Genomic DNA, 24,505 nt, shown 5'->3' on the forward strand with positions numbered 1-24,505 from the left:
AGAGCCTATCCACGCGGCGGGTATCGTCTGCGGATGTGACAGTTTTGAGTGAGGCAGTCCTCGCGGACCCGGTCGAGCTGACCCGGGCCCTGTGCGACATCCCGTCGGTCTCCCGGGACGAGGCCGCGATCTGCGACGCGGTCGAAACGGCCCTCAAGCGCATGGGCCACTTGACGACCGAGCGGGTCGGAAACACCCTCGTGGCCCGCACCGAGCTGGGCCGCGGCCGCCGCGTCATGCTCGCCGGGCACCTGGACACCGTCCCGGTCAACGGCAACTTCCCCACGCGCACCGAAGGGGACGTGATGTGGGGGCTCGGCACGTCGGACATGAAGTCCGGGACCGCGCTCGCGCTCTGGATCGCCGCCACCGTCGAGGAACCGAAGTTCGACCTGAGCTTCGCGTTCTACGACTGCGAGGAGATCGAGGCCGTGCACAACGGACTCAACAAGCTGTCGCAGTCGCGCCCCGAGCTCCTCGCCGCCGACTTCGCGATCCTCCTGGAGCCGACGTACGGCCTGGTCGAAGCCGGATGCCAGGGCACCATGCGGGTGCGCGTGACGACCCGCGGCAAGCGGGCCCACTCGGCCCGGTCCTGGAAGGGCGAGAACGCGATCCACCGGCTCGCGCCGGCCCTGGAGCGGCTGAACGCGTACGAGGCGCGGGAGGTCGAGGTCGACGGCTGCACCTACCGGGAGGGCCTGAACGCGGTCTTCATCGGCGGCGGCGTCGCCGGGAACGTCATCCCCGACGAGGGCTGGATCGACGTGAACTACCGCTTCGCGCCCGACCGCGACGAGGCGGCCGCCGAAGCGCACGTGCGGGAGGTGTTCGCCGGGTTCGAGGTCGAGGTCTCCGACATCGCCCCGTCGTGCCGGCCGGGCCTGGACCGGCCCGAGGCCGCCGAGTTCGTCGCCGCGGCCGGCGGCGAGTTCCGCGCCAAGCTCGGCTGGACGGATGTGGCCCGGTTCGCGACGTTGGGTATCCCCGCGGTGAACTTCGGGCCGGGCGACCCGAACCTCGCCCACAAGCAGGACGAACGCGTCGAGATTCCGCGCATCCGCGAATGCGCGGCGGCGCTGCGAGCCTATGTGGAGGCATCATGAGCGAGCGCCGGATCATCGGCGGCGACCACCGGGTCACCGCCGACCAGCACCTGCTGGACGTCGCCCACGAAGAAGAGTGGAAGCAGCGGGCCGCCTGGCGGATCATGAAGTTCCAGGCCGAGTTCGTCGAGGGCTTCGACGCGATGGAGGAGGCCGACCTCGGCGACGCCATCGGCGTCTACGGGTCGGCGCGCACCCCCGTCGACTCCGAGGAGTACAAGCTCGGCGTCGAACTGGGCCGCAAGCTCGGCGAGGCCGGGTTCTCGGTGATCACCGGCGGCGGCCCCGGCGCGATGGAGGCCGCGAACCGCGGCGCCGTCGAAGCCGGCGTCAAGTCGGTCGGGCTCGGCATCGAGCTGCCGTTCGAGCAGGGCATCAACGAGTTCGTGCACATCGAGCTCGACTTCAAGTACTTCTTCGTGCGCAAGGTCATGTTCCTGAAGTACTCGCGCGGGTTCTGCGCGCTCCCCGGCGGATTCGGGACCATGGACGAGCTGTTCGAGGCGCTCACCCTGGAGCAGACCGGCAAGGTCGGCAAGTTCCCGATCGCCCTGATCGGCACCGCCTACTGGGGCGGCCTGGTCGACTGGCTGCGCGACTCGATGCTCGGCCAGGGCAAGATCGACCCCAAGGACGTCGACCTGCTCAAGGTCACCGACGACCTGGACGAGGCCGTCGAGCACATGAAGCAGGCGGGCTGACGAATATCGGCCACGTCTCAGAAGCGTTAGGGTCCGTCACCTTCCTCTCACCCGATCGTTGGACGCTGCGGGACGGTGACGCGCGTGCGCATGCTGCCGCATACTGGAGGCGCCGATCCGTCCTGGTCATGAACGAACCCGAGCGATCAGGAAGGAGGCCGACATGGGAGGTCTGACGATGGTGGCGACCGAGGCACCGAGACATACGCACGGAGCCGACCGCGATCTTCTCTGGGAAACCTGGGAAGAGCTCGATCTGCCGCCTGGTTCTCGCGCGGAGATCCTGCGAGGAGCGATCTACTTGTCGCCTACACCGATGTCCAGGCACAACCGGCTGTACTTCAAGCTGGCCAAACTGCTCAATGACGTCGTCAACGAACACGACTGGGCGGTCATCAACACCGAGACGGTGCTGCTGCCCGCGACCGACGAAGCTGCGGTGCCCGACATGGTCGTGGTACCGGATGAGGTCCTCGACGAGCACGACGACTGGCGTCTTCCTCCTGACGACGTGCAACTGGTAGCCGAGATCACCTCCGACTCGACGCGCAAGCGCGACCTCACCGTCAAGCTGGAGAGCTACGCGAAGGCGAACATCCCGATCTACCTGGTCATCGACCAATTCGACGGCGAGGGCACCGTCACCGTGTACCACCAGCCGGACGGAACCGGCCGCTACCTCCAGCACCAGACGGTGCCGTTCGGCGAACCGATCCGACTCCCGAAGCCCTTCGACATCGAGCTGGACACCATGGAGTTCCAGTCCCGCCGACGCAAGGCTTGAAGCAGGCATGCTCAACTGCGGCCGGTCCGGTTTCGGGCCGGCCGGCGGTGTTCACAGGCTCCGGTGCGGGGCCTTCGGAGGCTTGTCGCCCTTGATCGCCGCGACCATGTCGAGGACCTCGCGGGTGGCGGCGACGTCGTGGGCGCGGAAGACGCGGGCGCCGTTCCAGGCCGAGACCGCGGTCGCCGCGAGCGTGCCGTTCAGGCGCCGGTCCACCGGCAGATCGAGCGTCTCGCCGACGAAGTCCTTGCGGGACAAGGCGACCAGGACGGGCCAGCCGGAGTCGGAGAGCTCTGCGAGCCGGCGGGTCAGCTCCAGTGAGTGGTACGTGGTCTTCCCGAAGTCGTGGGTCGGGTCGATGAGGATCCCGTCGGCGCGCACGCCCGCCGCCACCGCGGCCTCGGCCCGGTCGACGAGCTCGGCGCGGACCTCCTTGACGACGTCGCCGTAGACGGCCTTCGCGGCCACCGTGCGCGGCTCGAGCCCGCCGGTGTGGGAGACGACGAGCCCGGCGCCGGTGTCGGCGGCGACCTCGATCACCGACGGGTCCCAGCCGGCCCACGTGTCGTTGATGAGCTCGGCGCCGGCGGCGACCGCTTCGCGGGCGACCTCGCCGCGCCAGGTGTCGACGGAGACGACCAGCTCGGGGTGGCGGTCGTGGACGGCGGCGATGAACGGGACGACCCGGTCGATCTCCTCGGCGACCGTGACCTCGGGCCCGTCGCCGGCCTTGACCCCGCCGACGTCGACGATGTCGGCACCGCTCGCCACCGCGCTGTCGACCGCGGCGACGGCCGCATCGAACGCGAACGTCCGCCCGGAGTCGTAGAACGAGTCGGGCGTGCGGTTGACGATCGCCATCACCGCGTAATCGCCGCCATCGAACACCCGTCTGCCAAGTCGCAACGCACGCATGCATCTATGCTGACAGCCGCACCAGCCTCCCGCCAGCCGCACCGGTGAACGCGGGGATGTGAATGAGCACAGGAGGAGCCGCCATGCCCCGCTTCGACAGGTCGCACACCGACGACCTCGCCGCGTTCATCCAGGCCAGTCCCACCCCGTACCACGCGTGCGCCGAGGCCGCGAAGCGGTTGGAGGCGGCCGGGTTCCGGCGGCTCGCCGAGACGGACGACTGGCCGGCCGGCGAGCCCGGCGGCCACTACACCGTGCGGGACGGCTCGATCATCGCCTGGCGGGTGGACGACCCCTCGATCGGCGCGTTCAGGATCTTCGGCGCCCACACCGACACCCCGACGTTCAAGGTCAAGCCCGACCCGGACCTCGGCTCGGCGGGCTGGAAGCAGATCGCCGTCGAGGTCTACGGCGGCGTGCCGCACCAGACCTGGCTCGACCGCGACCTGTCGGTCGCCGGGCGGCTCGTCATGCGCGACGGCTCGGAGGTGCTCGTGCACGTCGACCGCCCGCTGCTGCGCATCCCGCGCCTGGCGATCCACCTCGACCGGGGCGTGAACGAGGGCCAGAAGCTCAACGCCCAGACCCAGTTGACGCCGGTCTGGGGCATCGGCGCGGCCCGGCCCGGCGAGTTCCTCGAGTTCATCGCCGCCGAGGCCGGGGTCGACGCGGCCGACGTGTTCGGGCACGACCTCTTCACCGTGGCGCTCGACCCGCCCGCGTACCTCGGCAAGGACGAGGAGCTGTTCGCCGCCTGGCGGCTCGACAACCTGACGAGCACCCACGCCGGGATCGCCGCCCTCATCGCCGCCGAGGGGACCGGCGCGAACGTGCCCGTGCTCGCCGCGTTCAACTACGAGGAGATCGGCTCGACGACCTACTCGGGCGCGCAGAGCCCGTTCCTGGAGACCGTCCTCCGCCGCGTCCTCGGCGGCGACGCCGACGAGGCGTACGCGAAGACCATCGCCGCCTCCGCGATGATGTCCTCCGACACCGGCAACGCCGTCCACCCCAACTTCCCCGAGAAGCACGACCCCGTGCACCGGCCGATCCCCGGCGGCGGCCCCATGATCAAGGTGAGCGCGAACCAGCGGTACGCCAGCGGCGCCGAGGAGCACGCCCTGTTCCGGCGCTCCGCCGAAGCCGCCGGGATCCCGTGGCAGACGTACGTGAACCGCAACGACATCCCCGGCGGGACCACCATCGGGCCGCTCTCGGGCACGCAGCTCGGGATGCTCACTGTGGACGTCGGGCTCCCGATCCTGTCGATGCACTCGGCGCGCGAGCTGTGCGGCTCGGACGACCCGGGGTACCTCGCGGACCTGGCCTTGGGCATGTTCACGCACTGAGGACGTCGAGGACGCGGAGGGCACCGGTGCCCCACACCGCAGGCGCCGGCGACGCGGTGAACGGGCCGCAGGACCGCTCCGGCCCGCAGGACCTGCCCCCGACGGCCCCGGATCCGGGTGCGGTGCACTCGCATTCGCGCTCCGCTCCGGTCTCCTCACGCGGCGCGGCGCCCCGGTAAGGTGGTGTCGACCACGGCACCCCTGGGGAGGCGGCATTGACTTGGCGGACCGAACTCGAGCGGGCCGCCGCGCGGCTGCGCGAAGCCGCCGGGGCCGCTGACCGGGCCGAGCGGCTGCTCGCCGAGGCCGCCGCGCGCCTGGCCGCCGACGACACCGAACGGCGCAGAGGCGAACTCGCGAGGCGGCTCGCCGCCGCCGCCGCGGGCGCCGCGACCGGATGGCTCGGCGACGACCTCCGCGACACCGACCCGAACACTCCCGTATGGACCGACCCTGCGGCGACGGCGGCGGTGCGCGTCGGCACCGCCCTCCTCGACGGCGCCGCCGACGGCCCCGAACCCGCGTTCCCCGCCCTCGTCGGCCTGCTCGGCAAAGGGCACCTGGTGTGCGACGGCGACGCCGCCGACCCCCGCGTGGCCGGGATGCTCCAGTCCCTGCTCGTCCGGATCACCGCCGCGCACCCGAACCTCGAACTGTCCCTCGTCGACGGCGTGACCCTCGGCCAGGTCTTCGCGCCCGCCACGGCACTCGTCGACGCCGGGATCGCCGCCACGGTCGCCACCGACCACCTCGCGCTCGGGCGGGTCCTCACCGCCGCCGAGAAGCGGCTCACCGAACTGCGCGACATCGCCGCCCGCGGCCAGTCGATCGCCGACCGGCCCTTTCACCTCATCGTCGTCGCCGGGCTCCCGCCGGAGGTCGGCAAGTCCACGCGCGAACGGCTCGCGGCCCTCGCGCACGCCGGGCCCTCCGCCCGCTGCCACCTCGTCCTCTGCGGCTGGCGCAACCTGCCGCACCGCGAGGCGCTCCCCGCGATCGAGCACGCCACCTACCTCGAATGCGGCGACGAGGCCCGCCTCGGGAACCTGCCGCTCCCGGTCGTCCTCGACGCCCCGCCGCCGCCAGCGCTGGCGCGCAACGTCTTCGGGTCCCGCGCCCGCCAGCGCCGCGAAGCCGGCGAGCTGTCGGTCGCCGACCTCGTCCCCCAGGAGCTGTGGACCGAGTCGAGCCGCGACGGCCTCACCACCGTGATCGGCCGCGACCAGGCCGGACACACCGCCGGCGGCGACGTCGCGGTCTCGTTCGACGACGCGACCCCGCACTGGCTCATCGGCGGGCGCACCGGCGGCGGCAAGACCGTGTTCCTCCTCGACGTCCTCTACGGGCTCGCGACCCGCTACTCCCCCGACGAGCTGGAGCTGTACCTCCTGGACTTCAAGGAGGGCGTCTCGTTCACCGAGTTCACGCCCTCGCCGCTCGACCCGTCGTGGATCCCGCACGTCAAGGCCGTCGGCGTCGAGTCCGACCGCGAGTACGGCGTCGCGGTCCTCGGGGCGCTCCGCGCGGAGCTGACGCGCCGGGCCGGGCTGATGAAGCGGGCCGGGGCGACCCGGCTGGCGCGGCTGCGCGAACTGCGGCCCGAGGTGCGGCTGCCGCGGATCGTGGCGGTCGTCGACGAGTTCCACGTGCTGTTCGCCGGGAACGACCGGCTCGCGGGCGAAGCGGTCGCGCACCTGGAGGAGCTGGCGCGCAAAGGCCGCTCGTACGGGGTGCACCTGGTGCTCGCGTCGCAGACGATCTCGGGCATCGAGGCGCTGTACTCCAAGAAGGACTCGATCTTCGGGCAGTTCCCGCTCCGGGTGGCGCTGCCGGGCGCGAAGCACCTGCTCGACGAGGGCAACGACGCGGCGGTCGAGTCGGTCGGGCAGGCCGTCATCAACGACGCCGGGGGGCTCAAGGGCCGCAACCGGACCTGCCGGTTCCCCGACGCGTCGAGCGCGGACGAGCTGCTGGCGACCCTGCGGCGGGACCTGTGGGCGCGGCGGGACTCGGACGAGGAGCCGGTCGTGTTCCGCGGGTTCGACGAGCAGCACCTCGCCGCCGATCCGCGGTTCGAAGCGCTCGCGCCGCCCACGCACGCGCCGCGGGCCCTGATCGGGCGCGCGGTCGACGTCCACATGTCCACAGTGGGCTACCGGTTCGACAAGAGCCCCGGCCGGCACCTCGCCGTCCTCGGCACCTCGATCGTCGCCGCCGACGTGCTCACCTCCGCCGCGGTCTCCCTGGCGCGCCAGCACGAACCCGGAAGCGTCGAGTTCCAGATCGCGGCCACGGCGGCCGGCGCGGAGGGCGTCGCGCGCGACCTCGTGGAGGAGCTGAAGGCCGCCGGGCACGAATGCCGCGAACTCGAACCCGGGACGATCCTCACCGCGCCGCGCGGGAAACCGGTCTACCTGGTGTGGTTCGGCGCCGACGGCGCCGACGGCCAGCCCGGGACCCTGCGCGACCTCCTCCTGCACGGCCCGGCGGCCGGCGCGCACCTCATCGGCTGGTGGCGCGGGGCCCGGCGGTTCCTCGACGACATCGGCGGATCGGCCGGGCGCGAGAGCTGCGCCGGCGTCGTCGCGCTCAACATCGCCGCGAACGACCTCGCCGCGATCACCGGCGGCTACGAGCGGACCTGGGACGCGCGCGCGAACCGGTGCCTGGTCATCGACCGGCACGCGGGCGGCGAGACCCTCGCGGTCCCGTACGTGCGGCCCGGCCGCCTGGACGAGGTGGTGGAGACCCGATGAGCCTGAGCGCCTACGACGACCTGGTCCACGAACTCGCGCGCCTGGACGCGGACTCGGCGGCCAGCACCGCCCAGGCCGCCCGGCGCCTCGAGCGGCGCCGAAGCGCCCTCGCCGACGTCCGGTCCGATCTGGACGAGCAGACCGCGCGGATCGCCGAACTGTGCTCGGCGCTGCGCACCACGACCCCCGACCTCGTGCCGGACCCCGCAGTCGAGGAGGCCGAAGCGGCCGTGCAGGACCCGGACGCGGCGCTGGCGCACGCGCAGACGGCGCTGCGCGAGGCCGAGGCGGCGCGGACGGCGACCGTGCGCGCCGCGCAGCGGCCGACGCTGCTGCCGGGCGTCCACCACGTGCTCCGCGAACTCCTCGTCTACGGGTCGTGCATGATCGCCTGCCTCATCGGCCAGTTCGCCTACCTGGCCGCGAGCGGCGGTGGCGGCGAGGCCCTGTGGTCGGTCGTGTTCCTGTCGCCGGTGCTGGCGGCACTGGTGGGATATCTGCTGGTGGGCGCCGCGAACCGGCCCCGGCTGCCGCTCACGGACCGGCACGGGAAACCCGTCAAGCCGGTCGTCCCCCGCAACCCGCGTCTGGGAGTGACCCTCGCGGTCTGCACAATGGCGCTGTTCGCCTATTTCGCGTTCTTCGCTTAGAGCTGCTTGGAGGTTCCCGTGGGTCTCGTGCTCCCGGTCATCGTCGCCGTCATCGGCGTGTGGATCGCGTTCTCGATCGTCGTGTGGGCCACCGGCCGCGACACGCTGCTGGACCTCGCCCCCGCCGGCGCCCCGGCCGGGCTCGGCGACGAGGAGCCGGTCAGCGAGGCGTCCATCGGCGCCCTCAAGTTCGACACCGGCGCCCGCGGCTACCGGACCGACCAGGTCGACGCGGCCCTGACCCGCCTGGCATGGGAGATCGGCCGCCGGGACGAGCAGCTCGCGGCCCTGCGCGCCGAACTCGGCACCGGCGCGGAGGAGGCCGCCGAGGCGGAGGCAGAGGCGGAGGCGGAGGCCGAGGTGCTCGCCGCCGTCGACGAGGGCGTGGAGCCCGCGACCGGGGACGAGGACTTCGAACCGGCCGAGGAGGCGGGCGAGTCGTTCGACGAGCCGCTCGACGAGGACACGTTCCGGCTCGCCAAGGAGTCCGGCGCGGACGGCGACGGCGCGGGACGTGAGGCAGCGCGCGAGGACGACGGGGAGCAGACGCCGCGCAGCGGCTCGTGATGGGATAGGCCCATGCGTTATTGGCTGCTGGTGTTGAACGAAGACGAGTACGCGGAGCAACAGGCGTACGAAGTCGAGGCAGTGGAGCCGAGCGGGGCCGTTCCCGAGGGCGCCGGGGACGGCGACGAGGTCGCGCTGGCCGGTCCCGAGGGCGTCTTCGCGCTCGGGGAGTTCGACGGCTCCGCGATCGCGTACCGCCGCCGCCTCGAGGAGCCCGAGAAGACCGCGGAGAGCGCCGCGGCCGGCGAGGGGTGGACCTCGCTCACGCCGGACGCCTGGGAGGACCTGGTGCGGGCGCTGCCGACCCCGGAGCGGCGCCGCGACTGGCTCGTGACCCTGTCCATGCCGATCGAGGCGGTCGACAAGGCCGAGGCCGTGCGCCAGTTCTGGTCCTACATCCGCTCGCTCGGGCCGAAGGAGCTGCCGACGTTCGTGGCCCCGTACGGGCGCGAGATCGAGGGGACCGCGTTCCTGCTCGGGGCCGAGCACGAGCAGGACCCGGAAGAGTAGTCACGGCGCGGAAGGGGCCGTCAGGATCCGGCAGTATTCCAGTGCTGTGGACACGTGAATCGGAAATCCGCAAATTCGCTGTCCGATTTCATGGCTTTTAAGCACTTTCTCCGCAACTTTGTCACATACTCGGAGGGGCGAGTTGGCTCTCGGCCTGCGGATCGGGGAAACTTGATCTAGCAACGTCGAGTCGCAACCTGCGGCCTTGGATCGAGGGGAGACGAATATGGCGGCCATGAAGCCGCGGACTGGCGATGGTCCGCTGGAGGTTACCCAGGAGGGCCGCGGCATCATCATGCGGGTGCCGCTGGAAGGCGGTGGCCGACTTGTGGTCGAGATGTCGCCGGAAGAGGCCGAGACCTTGAACAAGGAACTCCAGGGCGCCCTCGAGTAACGGCAGCAAGCCCACCCCACTCGGCGGTCACCCCGCCGCCGGTCCGGACTGGGGGCCCGCTCCGCGGTCGCGCGGAGCGGGTCCTTTCTCGTGCCCTCGGACCGGCCGGAGTGGACGCTCGGACAGGACGCGAGAGGGAATCGCAGCGGCCGTGAAGGGGCGGCAAATGCGGCATAGACTCTTGTCATGAATTCCGGCACCCAGCCGCCCCAGGCAGATCCGGGCGACCAGTGGCGGCTCCGGCAACCCTGGCAGCCGTCCGAGGCGCGGCCGCAGTCGGCGCCCGCCGAGCCGGCCGCGCAGTCGGCGTGGTGGAACCCGGCCGCGCCCGGCGACCCGTGGCGCGACCCGGCCAGCCACGCCGTCATCGAGACCCGCCCGGCCCCGGCCGCGACGCCGGTCGAGCCGCTGCCCGAGCGGCCGCGCGGCGCCGCGCGCGCCGGCCTCGGGCTCGTCATCGCCGTCTCGGCGATCACCGCGCTCATCGCCGGGACGCTCGGGGCGGCCATCGGCATCTGGGCCGTCCGCGGCGACGGCGGCGGCACCATCACCGGCGCCGACCCCGAGACCGCCCGCGACCTCTCGTCCGTCGCCGGCGTCGTCGAGCAGATCATGCCCTCGGTCGTCACGGTCCTCACGCCCGACGGCGGCAACGGCTCGGGCTTCATCGTCTCCGACGACGGCTACCTGCTGACCAACCACCACGTGGTCGCCGGCGGCGGGTCCGTACCCGCCGAGAGCCTCCAGGTCCTGTTCAGCGACGGCTCGGTGACGACGGCCGCGGTCATCGGCTCCGACCCGGACTCCGACGTGGCCGTCCTCCAGATCGAGGGCGGCGACCACCCGGCGATGGTCCTGGCCGATTCCGACCAGGTCGCCGTCGGCGACCCGGTGCTCGCGGTGGGCGCGCCGCTCGGGCTGTCCTCCACGGTCACCGAGGGCATCGTGTCGGCGATCGACCGGCCCGTGCTGACCGAGAACAACAACGGCGAGGTCGAGTCCGTCATGGCCGCGATCCAGACCGACGCCGCCATCAACCCCGGCAACTCCGGCGGGCCGCTCACCGACATCGCCGGGCAGGTCATCGGCATCAACACCGCGATCGCGTCGACCGCCGCCGAAGGCGAGGCCGGGAACATCGGGATCGGGTTCGCGATCCCGATCAACCAGGCGAAGCGCATCGCCGACGAGATCATCGCGACCGGCAGCGCCACGCACGCCGTCCTCGGCGCCGAACTCGGGGAATCCGAACTGGGCATCGGCGTGACCCTGAGCAAGATCGTGGCCGGCTCGCCCGCCGACGACGCCGGGATGGAGGACGGCGACGTCGTGACCAGCTTCGACGGCACCACGGTCACCGAGAACACGCAGCTCATCGCCCTCATCCGCAAGCTCGCGCCGGGCACGACGGTCACGGTGGTGTACGAGCGCGATGGCGAGGAGCACAGCGCGCAGGTCACTCTAGAAGCGGCCGGGGACTGACGTGGGGGTACGCTAGGCGGAGGTTTTTCAGGTATCAGCAGTCACGGTCGGTCATCGGAGGGTCAGCGTGTTCGGAGGCTTGGGCGGAACCGAGTTCCTCGTGATCATCCTCATCGCGATCTTCCTTTGGGGCCCCGACAAGCTGCCGAAAGCCCTCGCAAACCTGCGACGGTTCATCTCCAAGGCCCGGAACATGGCGTCGAACGCCGCGGCCGACCTGAGCCGCGAGATCGGCACCGACATCCGCCCCGAGGACCTCAACCCGAAGACGTTCGTCCGCAAGCACATCCTGAGCGAAGAGGACCAGGAGATGCTCACGAACCCCCTGAAGTCGACGATGCGCGACCTCCAGGACGGCGTCAAGCCGCTCCAGGAGGGCCTGACCGACACCACCCGCGAGATCGAGGGCACCCGCCGCAGCGTCAACCGCGGCGCGCTCACCCGCGGGACGAACGGCTCGGCGAACGGGTCCGGGAACGGCTCGGGCACGGGCGCCTCCGACGAGGCCGCACCCGCCGAGCGCACCCGCGGCCGCGCGGCCAGCTTCGACGACGTCACCTGATCCGGGTTTGACCGTCGCATCCCGCTGGAATACTCGCGGGATGATCGGAAAATGGCACGGACTCATCATCGACTGCCCCGACCCGTCGTCGCTCGCCTCGTTCTATGAGGAGCTGCTCGGCATGGTCAGGGTCCAGGACGACGGCGACTGGGTCGTCATCGGCGACGCACCGGACCGGCCCGGAGTGGCCTTCCAGCGGGTCGAGGGCTTCAGGGCCCCGACCTGGCCCACTCAGGACGCCCCGCAGCAGATGCACTTCGACGTGAAGGTCGACGACCTCGACGCGGGCGAGGAGGCGGTCCTGAAGATCGGCGCCCGGCGCCTCGACGGCGGCGGGGAGAGCTTCCGGGTCTTCGCGGACCCGATCGGGCACCCGTTCTGCCTCGTCATCACCTAGCGTTCAGGCCCTGCTGCACGGCCGTCCCCGCGAACTGGTGAGCCGGCCGGGCCGTGCGGCGCGCCGCCGTCCGGCGGCCGTGGAACGCGAAAGCGGCCCGGACACCGCCCGGGCCGCCCTTCACGTGTGCGTTCTCAGATCGTCGCCGTCCCGGCGGTGCCGAGCATGGCCATGCCCGCCGCGAGGGCGATGATGGCGAAGACGCCCACCGCGCAGACGATGATGCCGAGCACCAGGCCGGTGATCGCCATGCCCTTGCCGCCCGCGAGGCCCTGGTTGGCCTTCTTCATGGCGATGCCGCCGAGGATCGCGGCGATGATGCCGCAGACGAGGGCGATGAACCCTCCGGCGTAGGGGATGCAGAGGAAGACGGCCGCGACGATGCCGAGCACCATCGAGGCGACGGCCTGGCCCTTGGGAAGCTGCGGGCCGTACGGGCCGGGCGCGCCGTAAGGGGGCGGGTATCCGGGGGCCGCGGGCGGCAGCTGCGGGGCGGGTCCGTAACCGGGCTGCTGCTGGGGCTGGCTGTAGCCGGGCTGCTGCGGCTGCGGGCTGTAGCCGGGCTGCTGGGGCGGCTGGGAACCGGGCTGGCTGCCGTACGGGTCGTACTGGAAGCCGCCCTGACCGGACTGGTCCGGAGTCGGAGGATAGGTCATCGCTGCACTCTCTGCTCGGGCGGAAACGGCGCGGGGAGGTTCACGATAGCCGACCCCCGCAACGGCAGTGTGACGAGGCCGATTCGCGAAACAGGGCGAATCGGCCACGGGCCGTTCCGAATCGGGTCTAATCGCGCAGCAGGCGTCCGCGGAGGACGATCAGCGCCGGTTCGCGGACCGCCGCCACGTCCACTCGCGGGTCGCGGTCGTAGACGACGATGTCGCCCAGATCGGGGGCCAGGCCCAGCCATTCGCGGGCCTCCCAGGACGCGGCGGCGACCAGCTCCGGAGCCGGGATGCCGGCGGCCTCGTGGAGCAGGCGCATCTCCTCGGCCGCCAGGCCGTGGTCGATCCCGCCGCCCGCGTCGGTGCCGAGCCGGACCTTGACGCCGGCCTCCCAGGCGGCCCGCACGACCTCGGGGAAGCCGCGCTTGAGGCGGCGCATGTGGTCGGCGTAGCGCGGGAACTTGGCGTCGGCGTCCCGCGCGATGTCGTCGAACGTCTCGATGTTGATCATCGTGGGCACCAGGGAGATCCCCTTGGCGGCCATGCGGTCCAGGAGGTCCTTCGAGAGGCCCGTGCCGTGCTCGACGGAGTCGGCGCCGGCCTCGACGACGCACGCGACGGCCTCCTCGGAGAAGGTGTGCACGGCGACGCGGGCGCCCTCGGCCTGGGCGGCGTGGATCGCGGCGGTGAGGACCTCCGGCTCGAACGACGGGGCGAGGTCGCCCTTGCCGCGGTCGATCCAGTCCCCCACGAGCTTCACCCAGCCGTCCCCGAGCTTCGCCTGGCGCGCCAGCGCGCCGACGACCTCGTCGGGTTCGCATTCGAGGCCGATGCCGCGCAGATAGCGCCTGGAGGCGGCGACGTGGTGGCCGGCCCGGACGAGCCGCGGAATGCCGTCTTCGCCGACGAGTTCGGGGTACGGGTACGGCGATCCGGCGTCGCGGATCGCGAGGACCCCGGCGTCGCGGTCGGTGCGCGCGAGCGACCGGGCCTCGTCGAGGCTCTCGATGGGCGCGGCGCCGCGGCGGATGCCGATGTGGCAGTGGGCGTCCACGAGGCCGGGGAGCGCGTACCCGGAGGTGGCGACGGTCTCGGCGCCCGGCACCGGGTCGAACGTGATCCTGTCGCCGTCCACATAGATGTCGCAGACCGTGTCGTACGGCAGCCAGACGACGCGGAGATGGAGCGGCGCGAGCGGTTCGAGTGCAGTCATCGCCTCGCAGTATCACCCGGACGGGTCGGGATGTCCAGCGCCGCGCCCGGATCAGCGGCGGGCGGCGGGCGGATCCTCCCACCCTGGGTGGGTGATGCTCCCGGCCAGATTCGCTCCGGGCCCCGACATGATCACGCTTGCGCGGCGCCCGTGGTGGCGAAGGACACGCGAAGTCCGCGCGCGCACGAACGTGCCCCGGCCGTGTGCGGCCGGGGCACGGTCTGGGCCGGTGCGGAGGCGGTGCCGGGCCGGTGCGGGCGCGTACCGCGCCCGGCGGTTCCGGGGACGCCCGCCGGTCCCGGGCTACTTGTCCTTGCCCTGGTCCTTGAAACCCTGCTGCTTCAGGAACTGCTCGAGGTCGATGTCGGGCAGGTCGGCCGGGTTGAAATCGGTCAGGTCCGGCATCTGGCCGGGGAGGCCCTGCGGGAGCTGCGGGGCGCGCTGCTGCTGGGAGGCCGGTCCGCCGCGGCGGACCGTCTTCTTCTTGGCGCCCTTCTTGCCCTTGCGCTTGGTGTAGGGCGACTTCGTGGCCTTGCCCGTGGGGATGCCCATGGCGCCGCTCATCTGGCGCATCATCTTCTGGGCCTCCTTGAACCGGGCGAGGAGCTGGTTCACCTCGGAGACGGTGACGCCGGAGCCGTTGGCGATGCGCAGGCGGCGGGAGCCGTTGATGAGCGAGGAGTCGCGGCGCTCGGCGGGGGTCATGGAGCGGATGATCGCGGTGGTCCGGTCGATCTGCTTGTCGTCGATCGAGTCGATCTGCTGCTTCATCTGGCCCATGCCGGGCATCATCTTGAGCAGGTTGCCGATGGGGCCCATCTTGCGGATGGCCTGCATCTGGTCGAGGAAGTCCTCGAGGGTGAAGTCCTCGCCCTTGAGGAGCTTGTCGGTGTACTCCTCTTTCTGCTTGTCCTCGAAGACGGCCTCGGCCTGCTCGATGAGGGTGAGCATGTCGCCCATGCCGAGGATGCGCGAGGACATCCGGTCGGGGTGGAAGACGTCGAAGTCCTCGAGCTTCTCGCCGGTGGACGCGAAGAGGATCGGGCGGCCGGTGACATGGCGGACCGACAGGGCCGCGCCGCCGCGGGCGTCGCCGTCGAGCTTGGAGAGGACGACGCCGGTGATGCCGACGCCGTCGCGGAACGCCTCGGCGGTGTTCACGGCGTCCTGGCCGATCATGGCGTCGATGACGAAGAGGACCTCGTCGGGGTTGACGGCGGCCCGGATGTCGCGGGCCTGCTGCATCATCTCCTCGTCGATGCCGAGGCGGCCGGCGGTGTCGACGATGACGACGTCGTGGCCGCGCTGCCTGGCTTCGGCGATGGAGTCGGTGGCGACCTTCACGGGGTCGCCGACGCCCGAGCCGGGCTCGGGGGCGTAGGCGGCGACGCCGGCGCGCTCGGCGAGGACCTGGAGCTGGCCGACGGCGTTCGGCCGCTGGAGGTCGGCGGCGACCAGGAGCGGGGAGTGGCCGTCGCCCTTGAGCCACTTGGCGAGCTTCCCGGCGAGGGTGGTCTTGCCGGCGCCCTGGAGGCCGGCGAGCATGATCACCGTCGGGGGCTGCTTGGCGTAGTTGATGCGCCGGGTCTCGCCGCCGAGGATCGCGATGAGCTCCTCGTTGACGACCTTGACGATCTGCTGGGCGGGGTTGAGGGCCTTGGAGACCTCGGCGCCCTTGCAGCGCTCCTTGATCTGGGCGATGAAGGTCTTGACCACCGGGAGGGCCACGTCGGCCTCGAGGAGGGCGAGGCGGATCTCGCGGGCGGTGGCGTCGATGTCGGCATCGGTCAGGCGGCCCTTGCCGCGGATCGACTCGAAGATTCCCGACAGTCGATCTGACAATGCGTCGAACACGGGCGGACCTCTCGGTGGGTTGGCTGGACACTACGAGCTTAACGGGGCGCGCGCCGGAGCGTGAAAACAGGACGGCCGCCCCGTGGGGCGGCCGTCCCTGGCGGTGACGTGAAGTCGCTGCTTACGCGTTGACCTTGTCGGTCGCGGCGGCGTTGGTCTCCGGCACACCCGAGCCGGTGTTGCCGTTGACGGGCAGGTCGTAGCCGGCCTCGCCGTGCTGGCCGGCGTCGATGCCCGCCAGCTCCTCTTCTTCGCTGACCCTGACGCCGATGGTGAACTTCAGGACGAAGGCGATGATGAGGGAGACCACGAAGGAGAACGCGACCACGGAGAGGACCGCGGCGGCCTGCTTGCCGACGAAGGCGGCGTCGCCGCCGTAGAAGAGGCCGTCCACGCCGTCGTCGTAGACCCCGGCGATGACGGTGGCCTCGGAGATCGCGAACAGGCCCACGGAGATCGAGCCCCAGATGCCGGCGACCATGTGCAGGCCGACCACGTCGAGCGCGTCGTCGTAGCCGAGCTTGTGCTTGAGGCCGATGGCGAAGGGGCAGATCACGCCGGCGATGGCGCCGATGGCGATCGCGCCGAGCGGGGCGACGTACCCGGCGGCCGGGGTGATGGCGACCAGGCCGGCGATGACGCCGGAGCAGGCGCCGAGCACCGAGGGCTTGATGCCGCGGATGCGGTCGATGATGAGCCAGGCGAGGATCGCGGCGGCGGTGGCGACCTGCGTGTTGAGCAGGGCCAGGCCGGCGGTGCCGTTCGAGGCGAACGCCGAGCCGGCGTTGAAGCCGAACCAGCCGAACCACAGCAGGCCGGTGCCGATGACGACGAGCGGCAGGTTGTGCGGCGCGAAGTTGCCGTCCTTCCAGCCGATGCGGCGGCCGACGACCAGGGCCAGGGCGAGGCCCGCGGCACCGGCGTTGGCGTGGACCGCGGAACCGCCGGCGAAGTCGAGCACGCCCCAGTCCTCGATCCAGCCGCCGCCCCAGACCCAGAAGGCGACCGGGGCGTAGACCACGACGACCCAGAGGGTGGCGAACACGACCCAGGAGAAGAACTTCATGCGGTCGGCCACGGCGCCGGCGATGAGGGCGACCGTGATGATCGCGAACATCATGCCGAAGGCGGAGAGCGCGGCATTGGAGACGCCGCCGGTGACGCCGGCGAGGTCCTTGACGTAGTCGAGGCCGAACGAGCTGCTGAAGTCGCCGAAGAACAGGTTGTTGTCGGCGCTGAGGTTCTCGGGGTCGGTGCTGCCGATCGCGAGGGACTCGCCGACGAGGACCCAGGCGACGGAGACCACGCCGATGGCCACGAGGCACTTCATCATCATGTTGAGGACGCTCGAGGCACGGGTCAGGCCGCCGTAGAACAGGGCGAGGCCGGGCGTCATGAGCAGAACAAGGGCGGCGGAGGTCAAGATCCAGGCATTGCTGCCGGTGTCGAGCTCGGGCATGGCCGCCTCCTCTCTCCAGGGATAGGTAGAAACTTCGGGCTTTAGCAGGTATCCGGCGTCGAGGGGAGCGACGGTGCTCGGGAGAGTGGTCACGCGCCGGCCGCGAGGCCGGCGCGTGAATCTCCTACCTACCGGAGTGAGCCCAGCTTCACTGCGACGTGTTACGCGACCCGGGCCTGCGTGTTAAGAAGTTGTCGCCAAAGATTTCGAGTGTGTGAACTCACTCTCACAGCGGGGGTTTTCCGCGAGGTGTGAGGCGCACGTGGGGCCGATGCGGCTTTTGGTGGTATTGATGGGTTCGAATGACCCGTGACTTCGGCATGACCACTCCGTTACAGAACTGTGCTCTAATGTCTGTGGACCATCAATGAGGTGAACGTTCACACGAGGCGGCGTATCGTTTTACTGGACCGGGGCGCTCTGCGCGCGCCCGGAATGGCGTGCGTGCGGATGAACATGGAAAGCGACGGCAGCGATGGCGCAAGCGAAGAAGGCAGCCAGTATCTGGGACGTGGCGAGACTGGCCGGCGTCTCGCACCAGACCGTCTCCCGGGTCGTCAACGGCTCCCCGCGCGTGGCCGCCGCCACCCGCGACAAGGTCCTCGAGGCCATCACCGAACTCGGCTACCGGCCCAACCGGCTCGCCCGCAGCCTCGCCGGCGGCGCCGTCGAGTCGGTCACGGTCCTCACCGCCGACATCTCCCTGTACGGCCCCGAGGCCGCCCTGCGCGGCATCGAGAAGGCCGCGCGGGCGCTCGACTGGAGCGTCCAGATCTCGGTGCTCGACCCCGCCGACACCCACTCGGACGCCGACATCATCGCGCGCCTCCCCCGCGCCGGCGAGCCGACCATCATCATGGCCCACGACGAACCGGGCATGCGCGCCAAGCAGGTCCTGCTCGACACCCAGCCGCAGGCGATGGTCGCGATCGGCCCCTACACCGCCGAGGAGCTCGCGGCCTCGCCGTGGCTGGTCGGCATGGACGACGGCAAGGCCGCCGCCGAGGCCACCAGGTACCTCCTCGACCTCGGCCACACCACCGTCCACCACCTGGCGATCCCGACCTCGACCGGCACGTTCGGCGGCGGCAGGGCCCACCGCGCCGAGGGCTGGGCCCGCGTGCTGCGCGAGGCCGGCCGGCCCGTCCCCGAGCCGGTCCCCTCCGGCTGGACCATCGCCGAGGCGTTCAAGGCCGTGCAACCGCTCGTGGCCGACCCCGAGGTCACCGCGATCCTCTGCGGCAACGACCACCTCGCGCTCGCCACGATGCGCGCCGCGCACCTGGCGGGCCGCTCGGTCCCCGGCGACCTGTCGATCGTCGGCTTCGACAACACCCCGTTCTCGGCGTACACGACCCCCGCGCTGACCACGGTGAACCAGGACTTCGAGAGTGTCGGGCGCGGTGCGTTCGAGCTGCTGCGCCACCGCGTGGACAGCTCGATCCCGCGGCCCGTCCCGGGCTGGCCCGAGCCCGAGCTGATCGTCCGCGAGACCTCGGGGCCGCCGGCCGAGCACTGACCCGGCCGGGAAGGCGCCCCCGAAGAACCCCGAAAGGCCCAGCCATGAACCCCGACCCCTCCGCACCGCCGGCGGGGCCACCCGGCCCTGAACCGCACGCGGTCCTCGTCGCCGACTTCGCGGTCTCCACCGGCCCGGTCCTGCACGGTGCGACCGGGTCGCTGTACGGCGTGGCCGACGACGGCGTGCCGGGCGACGAGCTGCTCGACGCGCTGGACCTGACGACGCTGGCGGCCGGGCCCGACGGCGGCGCACAGCACCCCGGCGGGGACGCCTCCAGCGCGGTCGCGGTCCTGCGCCGCAACGGGCGCCTGCGCGGGACCGCGGGCCTGGCGTTCGTGTACCTCCAGGACCTGTTCGCGTCGTGGCCGTACGAGGACGTGGGGATCGACGTCTACCACGAGCGGCTGTGCGCGGTCGTCCCGCCGATGCTCACCGAGGCGAACGCGGGCCGCCTGGTGCTCGTGCCGTTCAACGAGCCCGACTGGATCTGGTACGCGCTCAAGGAGAACGCCCCGGCCCGGTTCGACCGGTTCATGGCCGACTGGACCACCACGGTGCGGCTGCTGCGGGGCCTGGCGCCGGGCGTGCCGATCGCGGGCCCGAACGAGGCGTACTTCCACCGCGAGTTCCTGCGGCACTTCCTGCGCCGCGCCCGCGACACCGGGACGCTCCCGGAGTGGATCGCCTGGCACGAGCTGTCGCCGAAGTCCCTCGCCGACTTCCGCGGGCACCACGCCGAGTACCGGGAGCTCGAGCGCGCCCTGGGGATCGAGCCGCGGCCGGTGAACATCGACGAGTACGCCAACAACCGCGACCTGTCGGTACCCGGGCAGCTCGTGCAGTGGGCGGCCCTGTTCGAGGACGCGAAGGTCCACGCGGACATGGCGTTCTGGACCGCCCCCGGCGGCTACTCGGGCGCCGCGCCGCAGACGAACGTCCCCAGCGGCGCCTGGTGGCTGCTCAAGGCGTACTCGGGCATGACCGGCGAGACGGTGCGCGTGACGCCGCCGCGGCCGGACACGCCGGACACGCTCCAGGGGATCGCCAGCCTCGACCGGGAGCGGCGGACCGCGCAGGTGCTGGCGGGCGGGTGCGCCGGGGACTTCACGATCACCCTCGAGGGCCTCGACCCGGCGCTGTGGGGCGAGGCCGTGACCGCGACGGTGCACCGGATCGACTGGACCGGGTACGAGGGCGCCGCCGGCCCACCGGTCCCGCTCAGCCGGGTCACCGCACCGCCGGGCCGGATCGACCTCCTTGTGCCGCAAGCCGACCGGATGGCCGCGTACTGGGTGGCGATCGCGCCCGGCGAGGCCGAGCCGCTCGCGGCGCCGCCGTGGCGGGGCTCGTGGGAGGCGGAGCACGCGCGGATCACCTCCGGCGAGGTCGCCCGGCAGGGCCACCCCGGCGAGGGCAACGGCTTCGCCGCCTCCGGCGAGTACGACGTCAGCGGTCTGAACATGAACGACTCGGCCGTGACCTTCCAGGTCGAGGTCCCCGCGGACGGCGAGTACGACCTCGCCGTCTTCTACGCCCACATGTACGGCCGCGGCGCCGAGGCCACCGAACCCCAGCCCGCGCAGCAGGTCCTGGCCGTCAACGGCGCCGAGCGGTTCGTCGAGTACCCGTCGACGATGAACTGGCAGCACCGCTCGGCCGTGCACCTCCCGGTGCGGCTGCGCGCCGGCGAGAACACGCTGGAGCTGTCGAAGTCCGGCGCGATCGGGACCGCCCGCGGCGAGGTCGCGCTCGACAAGATCGTCCTCACCGAGCACCGCCCCGAGCGCGGGACCTACGACGGCGCGTTCGCCCGGCACGAGGACGCCGCCGAGGGCGCCGCGGGCCCGGTCTTCGACGTGTACGCGTCACAGGACCGGTACCACCGCATCTCCGGTGCGGACCGCGGCGTCCTGCTGGGACCGCAGAACCAGTGCGTCCCAGTGGATCTGACCCGCCCGGTGTTCCTCCACGCCGGCATCAACCGGCTCCGGGCCGCCGCCGCGCGGCTCGTCGTCGAGCCCGCCGAGGGTCCCGCGCCCCTCGAGGTCGACGCGGCCGAAGCGGTCCGCTCGGGCGGGTCCTGCCTCATCGTCAACGAGTTCGCGCGCGGCGGCCACGTGATCGGCTGGAACGGCCGCGGCGCCGACGCCGCCATCGCCTTCGAAGCCGCCGCCGGCCCGCACGCCCTGGTCGTCAGCTACGCCAACGGCGAGCGCACCGAAGGCCACGAGTACAACGTGGACATCGTCACCCTGCACTGCGACGTCGTCGTCAACGGCAAGCCGGCCGGGCGGTACCCGATGCGCGGCACCTGGACCTGGAACGACTTCTGGACGTACCCGATGATCGTCGACCTCGCCGCGGGCCGCAACACCATCGCGTTCGGCAACGAGGACGGGCCGACCGCCGAGTTCGAACGGTTCCTGATCGCCCCGCTCAATCCCTGACCCGACTGTCCCGTATCCGACAGTTCGAGGAGTTCTCGTCACCTTTCCGCTCTACGGTCGTTGGTCCTGCGCGGGACGGTGGCGGGAACGCTCGGGTTGTCACATACTGGTGAGAACCTGGCCGTCCCGATTCGAACCAGCAATCGAAACGCCAGGAAAGGAGGTCGCACAAGGGAGGACTCGCGATGGTCGCCGCCGAACCGGACACCGGCATCAGCCAGGCAGACCGCAGTCGCCTGTGGAAGACGTGGGAAGACTTCGATGCGCCGCCCGGGTTCCGAGCGGAGATCATCGAGGGAGACATCATCTTGTCGCCATCCCCGACCAGCAAGCACAGTCTGATCTTTGCCGACCTAAACCGACAGATAGGGCCCCTTGGGTCCGAGCAGGACTGGTATTTCACGGCCGAAATCGGCGTCCGAGTCGAGCATACCGGTGAAGTGTTCATCCCAGATCTCGTTGCGGTGCCCGCGGTGGTGCTGACAGAAGGCGAAGAGACCTCCGTAATCGACTCGCAAGACTTGCTGCTCGCTGTCGAAATCACCTCGGACTCCACATACAAGCGGGACCGCAAGACGAAGCTTTGGAGCTATTCCTACGGCTTGGTTCCGATCTACCTGCTTGTCGACCGCCACGATCGCAACGGGACCGTGACCGTGTACAGCAAGCCCGACGGCAAGGGCAACTACCTGCACCATGATCCAGTCGCGTTCGGGAAGCCCGTGCAATTGCCAGAACCATTCGGCATCGATATCGACACCAGTCGCTTTCAAGCGAAGAAACAGAACCGATCCTGAACCTGAAACGGCCCGGGCCCGCGCCGATGTCGGCGCGGGCCCCTCGGGTCTTCGGCTCGGCTACGCCGAAGCGAGCCCGTCGAGGGTCGCGTACTGGTCGTCGGTGAGGACCACGCCGCGGGCGGCGACGTTCTCCTCCAGGTGCGCGATCGAGCTGGTGCCCGGGATCGGCACGATGTTGTCCGAGCGGCGCAGGAGCCAGGCGAGCGCGGTCTGGGCCGGGGTCGCGCCGACCTCGGCGGCGATCCGGCCGACCGGGCCGTCGGGGCCCGCGTGCTCGCCGGCGGCGATCGGGAACCACGGGATGAACGCGATGCCCTGCTCGGCGGTGTACTCGAGCACGTCCTCGCTCTGGCGGTTGATCAGGTTGTAGAGGTTCTGGACGCTCGCGATCGGGGCGACCTGCTGGGCCTCCTTGAGCTGGTCCACGGTGACTTCGGACAGTCCGATGTGGCGGATCTTGCCCTGCTTCTGGAGGTCGGCGACCGTCTCGATCTGGTCGGCCACCGGGAGGTTCGGGTCGAGCCGGTGGAGCTGGTAGAGGTCGATGGTCTCGACGTTCAGGCGGCGCAGGCTCAACTCGGCCTGCTGCCGGATGTACGCGGGCTGCCCCAACGGGACCCATTCGTCGGCGGAGGGCCGGGTGTTGCCGCCCTTGGTGGCGATCACGACGCCGTCGGCGTACGGGTGGAGCGCTTCGGCGATGAGCCGCTCGTTGTCGCCCAGCGCGTACGCGTCGGCGGTGTCGATGAAGTTCACGCCGAGCTCGACGGCGCGGCGCAGCACGGCGACGGCGGCCGCGCGGTCCTTCGGCGGGGTGAAGATGCCGGGATCGCCGCTCAGGCGCATCGCACCGTAGCCGAGCCGGTCCACGGTCAGGTCGCCGCCGATGACGATGTCGCTCATCGTTCTGCCTTTCCCATAGGTTCGATTTCCCGGTGCAACCTCGGCGGCGGCCGGAGTCTTCCGCACGGGTGATATCGGCTCTGTCACAGCGACACTGCCGACCAGGTCGGGGATTCGGGCGGGGCCGGATGCGAGACTCTTGGCATGATCAAAGGCTTCAAAGAATTCCTGATGCGCGGCAACGTGGTCGAGCTGGCCGTGGCGGTCGTCATGGGCGCCGCGATGACCGCGCTCGTGGCGTCGTTCGGCGCTGCGTTCCTCAACCCGCTCATCACACTGGTCACCGGCGGCGCCGAGGTCGGCGGCAGCTTCACCGTCAACGGAGTCGAGTTCCCGTACGGCGAGTTCATCAACGGGCTGCTGGTGTTCTTCCTGACGGCGCTGGCCGTGTACTTCGTGATCGTGCTGCCGATGAACAAGCTGCGCGAGCGGTTCATGGCTCCCGACGAGGTGACCGAGGAGCTCCAGGCGAGCGAAGTGGTGCTGCTGCAGGAGATCCGCGACCTGCTGCGGGAGCAGCGCCAGCGCTGACGGTTTCGGGGGCGGCGGCGCCGGGTAGCCCCCGGGCCGCCGCCTCTTGCGGGTGTCGCACCGGCCTGGGAGGCTGGACGCCACTGACCCTTACCGGAGGACCGCAGCCATGCCGACCTCGATTCCCCTGGGCGCGCCGATCTGGGCCGACGCCGTGACCCCGGACCTGTCCGGGGACGTGGACTTCTACATGCGGCTGTTCAACTGGGCCGCGTTCGACTCGGGCGAGCAGTTCGGGCACTACACGGAGTTGTGCCTGGGTACGACGGTCTCGGAGGCGCGGGCCGTCGCCGGGATCGCGGAGAGCGCGTCGGGGCAGCCCGGTTCGTCGTGGGGCGTGGCGTTCCATGTGAGCGACTGCGTGCGGTCGGCGGCGGAGGCCGAGAAGCTGGGCGCGGCGATCACGAGCCACCCGATCCGGGTCGGCGACGACCTGGTGTACGCGGCGCTGCGGGACCCCGACGGCGGCGCGTTCGGGCTGTTCGAGCCGTTGAGCGACAAGGTGGGGTTCACGGCGCGGAACGAGCCGGGCGCGATCGTGTGGTTCGAGTACGTGTACGACGGGGCGCCGGTGGAGGCGATGCAGTTCTACTCGGAGCTGCTGAACTGGACGCTGAAGGCCCCCGAGCAGGAGGACCCGGAGCAGGACGCGCCGTACGTGGGCCTGTGGACGAACGAGGGGCATGCGATCGCCGGGCACCACGTCGAGTTCGGGGGCGCCCGGATGGCGCTGGGTCCGGAGCTGAAGATGAAGCCGCACTGGACCGTGTGCTTCGGGACGGACTCGGTCGATCTGACGGCGGCGAAGGCGGTGGACCTGGGCGGGTCGGTGGCGGTGGCGCCGGTGGACGATCCGGGCGGCCGCATGGCGGTGCTGACGTCGCCGACGGGGGCGTTCTTCACGGTCATGGACGCGCGGGAGTAGCCGCCGGCCCCGGAGT

At 71.2% G+C, this 24,505-nt stretch carries 23 protein-coding genes; 17 read left to right on the forward strand and 6 right to left on the reverse strand.

Going from position 1 to position 24,505, the window contains the following annotated elements:
- Nucleotides 1-35: 35 nt before the first annotated feature.
- The 3 genes from dapE to GFD30_RS05655 all read left to right on the forward strand — a co-directional run bounded on the left by dapE (nucleotide 36) and on the right by GFD30_RS05655 (nucleotide 2,591).
- Nucleotides 36-1,106, forward strand: coding sequence for a succinyl-diaminopimelate desuccinylase (dapE, locus tag GFD30_RS05645; protein ID WP_322632980.1), 1,071 nt, complete (start codon nucleotides 36-38; stop codon nucleotides 1,104-1,106).
- Nucleotides 1,103-1,807: an LOG family protein gene (locus GFD30_RS05650; RefSeq protein WP_227995859.1), complete on the forward strand. Its 705-nt coding sequence runs from the start codon at nucleotides 1,103-1,105 to the stop codon at nucleotides 1,805-1,807. The genes dapE and GFD30_RS05650 overlap by 4 nt, the downstream gene beginning before the upstream one ends.
- A 163-nt stretch (nucleotides 1,808-1,970) precedes the next feature.
- The gene (locus GFD30_RS05655; protein ID WP_153024223.1) at nucleotides 1,971-2,591 is read left to right on the forward strand and encodes a Uma2 family endonuclease; all 621 of its coding nucleotides are present in this window, start codon (nucleotides 1,971-1,973) and stop codon (nucleotides 2,589-2,591) included.
- A 51-nt stretch (nucleotides 2,592-2,642) separates the two neighbouring features.
- Here GFD30_RS05655 and folP read toward each other — a convergent pair whose 3' ends face one another.
- Nucleotides 2,643-3,506 carry a dihydropteroate synthase gene (gene folP / locus GFD30_RS05660; protein ID WP_153024224.1) on the reverse strand — a complete coding sequence of 288 codons (864 nt, stop codon included), beginning with the start codon at nucleotides 3,504-3,506 and terminating at the stop codon, nucleotides 2,643-2,645.
- A gap of 83 nt (nucleotides 3,507-3,589) precedes the next feature.
- On the opposite strand from folP, the gene GFD30_RS05665 reads away from it, so the two are divergent.
- From GFD30_RS05665 to GFD30_RS05705, 9 genes are all read left to right on the forward strand, one after another.
- On the forward strand, nucleotides 3,590-4,855 hold the full coding sequence (locus GFD30_RS05665; RefSeq protein WP_227995860.1) for a M18 family aminopeptidase: 1,266 nt from the start codon (nucleotides 3,590-3,592) through the stop codon (nucleotides 4,853-4,855).
- A 215-nt stretch (nucleotides 4,856-5,070) separates the two neighbouring features.
- Nucleotides 5,071-7,611 (forward strand): FtsK/SpoIIIE domain-containing protein, encoded by a 2,541-nt coding sequence (locus GFD30_RS05670; RefSeq protein WP_153024226.1) that lies wholly within the window; start codon nucleotides 5,071-5,073, stop codon nucleotides 7,609-7,611.
- Entirely contained in the window at nucleotides 7,608-8,261 is a 654-nt protein-coding gene (locus tag GFD30_RS05675; protein WP_153024227.1) for a hypothetical protein, read from the forward strand. Before GFD30_RS05670 ends, GFD30_RS05675 begins: the two co-directional genes overlap by 4 nt.
- Nucleotides 8,262-8,279: 18 nt before the next feature.
- Entirely contained in the window at nucleotides 8,280-8,828 is a 549-nt protein-coding gene (locus GFD30_RS05680; RefSeq protein WP_194201858.1) for a DivIVA domain-containing protein, read from the forward strand.
- 12 nt (nucleotides 8,829-8,840) lie between these two features.
- Complete coding sequence (locus GFD30_RS05685; protein ID WP_153024229.1) at nucleotides 8,841-9,338, forward strand: hypothetical protein; 498 nt, start codon at nucleotides 8,841-8,843, stop codon at nucleotides 9,336-9,338.
- Nucleotides 9,339-9,564: 226 nt separating this feature from the next.
- Entirely contained in the window at nucleotides 9,565-9,732 is a 168-nt protein-coding gene (locus tag GFD30_RS05690) for a DUF3117 domain-containing protein (protein ID WP_091053443.1), read from the forward strand.
- A 186-nt stretch (nucleotides 9,733-9,918) separates the two neighbouring features.
- Nucleotides 9,919-11,214 (forward strand): S1C family serine protease, encoded by a 1,296-nt coding sequence (locus GFD30_RS05695; protein ID WP_153024230.1) that lies wholly within the window; start codon nucleotides 9,919-9,921, stop codon nucleotides 11,212-11,214.
- Nucleotides 11,215-11,293: 79 nt separating this feature from the next.
- Nucleotides 11,294-11,776: a Sec-independent protein translocase family protein gene (locus GFD30_RS05700; RefSeq protein ID WP_153024231.1), complete on the forward strand. Its 483-nt coding sequence runs from the start codon at nucleotides 11,294-11,296 to the stop codon at nucleotides 11,774-11,776.
- A gap of 40 nt (nucleotides 11,777-11,816) precedes the next feature.
- Nucleotides 11,817-12,173: a VOC family protein gene (locus GFD30_RS05705; protein WP_153024232.1), complete on the forward strand. Its 357-nt coding sequence runs from the start codon at nucleotides 11,817-11,819 to the stop codon at nucleotides 12,171-12,173.
- A gap of 134 nt (nucleotides 12,174-12,307) precedes the next feature.
- On the opposite strand, the gene GFD30_RS26185 is transcribed toward GFD30_RS05705, so the two are convergent.
- From GFD30_RS26185 to GFD30_RS05725, 4 genes are all read right to left on the reverse strand, one after another.
- Nucleotides 12,308-12,829, reverse strand: coding sequence for a DUF4190 domain-containing protein (locus GFD30_RS26185; RefSeq protein ID WP_194201859.1), 522 nt, complete (start codon nucleotides 12,827-12,829; stop codon nucleotides 12,308-12,310).
- A gap of 127 nt (nucleotides 12,830-12,956) precedes the next feature.
- The gene (locus GFD30_RS05715; protein ID WP_153024233.1) at nucleotides 12,957-14,048 is read right to left on the reverse strand and encodes an amidohydrolase family protein; all 1,092 of its coding nucleotides are present in this window, start codon (nucleotides 14,046-14,048) and stop codon (nucleotides 12,957-12,959) included.
- Between the two features lie 303 nt (nucleotides 14,049-14,351).
- Nucleotides 14,352-15,902 (reverse strand): signal recognition particle protein, encoded by a 1,551-nt coding sequence (gene ffh / locus GFD30_RS05720; protein ID WP_407648968.1) that lies wholly within the window; start codon nucleotides 15,900-15,902, stop codon nucleotides 14,352-14,354.
- A gap of 121 nt (nucleotides 15,903-16,023) precedes the next feature.
- Nucleotides 16,024-17,361: an ammonium transporter gene (locus tag GFD30_RS05725; RefSeq protein ID WP_153024235.1), complete on the reverse strand. Its 1,338-nt coding sequence runs from the start codon at nucleotides 17,359-17,361 to the stop codon at nucleotides 16,024-16,026.
- A gap of 511 nt (nucleotides 17,362-17,872) precedes the next feature.
- Here GFD30_RS05725 and GFD30_RS05730 point away from each other — a divergent pair.
- The 3 genes from GFD30_RS05730 to GFD30_RS05740 all read left to right on the forward strand — a co-directional run bounded on the left by GFD30_RS05730 (nucleotide 17,873) and on the right by GFD30_RS05740 (nucleotide 22,127).
- Nucleotides 17,873-18,880 (forward strand): LacI family DNA-binding transcriptional regulator, encoded by a 1,008-nt coding sequence (locus tag GFD30_RS05730; RefSeq protein WP_322632981.1) that lies wholly within the window; start codon nucleotides 17,873-17,875, stop codon nucleotides 18,878-18,880.
- A gap of 44 nt (nucleotides 18,881-18,924) precedes the next feature.
- On the forward strand, nucleotides 18,925-21,330 hold the full coding sequence (locus tag GFD30_RS05735) for a carbohydrate-binding protein (protein ID WP_153024237.1): 2,406 nt from the start codon (nucleotides 18,925-18,927) through the stop codon (nucleotides 21,328-21,330).
- A gap of 185 nt (nucleotides 21,331-21,515) precedes the next feature.
- Nucleotides 21,516-22,127 carry a Uma2 family endonuclease gene (locus GFD30_RS05740; RefSeq protein WP_153024238.1) on the forward strand — a complete coding sequence of 204 codons (612 nt, stop codon included), beginning with the start codon at nucleotides 21,516-21,518 and terminating at the stop codon, nucleotides 22,125-22,127.
- A gap of 60 nt (nucleotides 22,128-22,187) precedes the next feature.
- Here GFD30_RS05740 and GFD30_RS05745 read toward each other — a convergent pair whose 3' ends face one another.
- Nucleotides 22,188-23,033 (reverse strand): aldo/keto reductase, encoded by an 846-nt coding sequence (locus GFD30_RS05745; RefSeq protein WP_153024239.1) that lies wholly within the window; start codon nucleotides 23,031-23,033, stop codon nucleotides 22,188-22,190.
- A 144-nt stretch (nucleotides 23,034-23,177) separates the two neighbouring features.
- Here GFD30_RS05745 and mscL point away from each other — a divergent pair, with 144 nt between their 5' ends.
- Complete coding sequence (mscL, locus tag GFD30_RS05750) at nucleotides 23,178-23,564, forward strand: large conductance mechanosensitive channel protein MscL (RefSeq protein WP_153024240.1); 387 nt, start codon at nucleotides 23,178-23,180, stop codon at nucleotides 23,562-23,564.
- Between the two features lie 109 nt (nucleotides 23,565-23,673).
- Nucleotides 23,674-24,489: a VOC family protein gene (locus tag GFD30_RS05755; RefSeq protein ID WP_153024241.1), complete on the forward strand. Its 816-nt coding sequence runs from the start codon at nucleotides 23,674-23,676 to the stop codon at nucleotides 24,487-24,489.
- Nucleotides 24,490-24,505: the final 16 nt, after the last annotated feature.

The organism is Glycomyces albidus, assembly GCF_009451885.1.
In the GTDB taxonomy this organism is placed as follows: domain Bacteria; phylum Actinomycetota; class Actinomycetes; order Mycobacteriales; family Micromonosporaceae; genus Glycomyces; species Glycomyces albidus.

Bases quoted from the DNA above. Each gene is read 5' to 3' on its own strand.
- GFD30_RS05650 (WP_227995859.1), top strand. From the start codon at position 1,103: ATGAGCGAGCGCCGGATCATCGGCGGCGACCACCGGGTCACCGCCGAC.
- GFD30_RS05655 (WP_153024223.1), top strand. From the start codon at position 1,971: ATGGGAGGTCTGACGATGGTGGCGACCGAGGCACCGAGACATACGCAC.
- folP (WP_153024224.1), bottom strand. From the start codon at position 3,506: ATGCGTGCGTTGCGACTTGGCAGACGGGTGTTCGATGGCGGCGATTAC.
- GFD30_RS05665 (WP_227995860.1), top strand. From the start codon at position 3,590: ATGCCCCGCTTCGACAGGTCGCACACCGACGACCTCGCCGCGTTCATC.
- GFD30_RS05675 (WP_153024227.1), top strand. From the start codon at position 7,608: ATGAGCCTGAGCGCCTACGACGACCTGGTCCACGAACTCGCGCGCCTG.
- GFD30_RS05685 (WP_153024229.1), top strand. From the start codon at position 8,841: ATGCGTTATTGGCTGCTGGTGTTGAACGAAGACGAGTACGCGGAGCAA.
- GFD30_RS05690 (WP_091053443.1), top strand. From the start codon at position 9,565: ATGGCGGCCATGAAGCCGCGGACTGGCGATGGTCCGCTGGAGGTTACC.
- GFD30_RS05695 (WP_153024230.1), top strand. From the start codon at position 9,919: ATGAATTCCGGCACCCAGCCGCCCCAGGCAGATCCGGGCGACCAGTGG.
- GFD30_RS05705 (WP_153024232.1), top strand. From the start codon at position 11,817: ATGATCGGAAAATGGCACGGACTCATCATCGACTGCCCCGACCCGTCG.
- GFD30_RS26185 (WP_194201859.1), bottom strand. From the start codon at position 12,829: ATGACCTATCCTCCGACTCCGGACCAGTCCGGTCAGGGCGGCTTCCAG.
- GFD30_RS05715 (WP_153024233.1), bottom strand. From the start codon at position 14,048: ATGACTGCACTCGAACCGCTCGCGCCGCTCCATCTCCGCGTCGTCTGG.
- GFD30_RS05725 (WP_153024235.1), bottom strand. From the start codon at position 17,361: ATGCCCGAGCTCGACACCGGCAGCAATGCCTGGATCTTGACCTCCGCC.
- GFD30_RS05735 (WP_153024237.1), top strand. From the start codon at position 18,925: ATGAACCCCGACCCCTCCGCACCGCCGGCGGGGCCACCCGGCCCTGAA.
- GFD30_RS05740 (WP_153024238.1), top strand. From the start codon at position 21,516: ATGGTCGCCGCCGAACCGGACACCGGCATCAGCCAGGCAGACCGCAGT.
- GFD30_RS05745 (WP_153024239.1), bottom strand. From the start codon at position 23,033: ATGAGCGACATCGTCATCGGCGGCGACCTGACCGTGGACCGGCTCGGC.
- mscL (WP_153024240.1), top strand. From the start codon at position 23,178: ATGATCAAAGGCTTCAAAGAATTCCTGATGCGCGGCAACGTGGTCGAG.
- GFD30_RS05755 (WP_153024241.1), top strand. From the start codon at position 23,674: ATGCCGACCTCGATTCCCCTGGGCGCGCCGATCTGGGCCGACGCCGTG.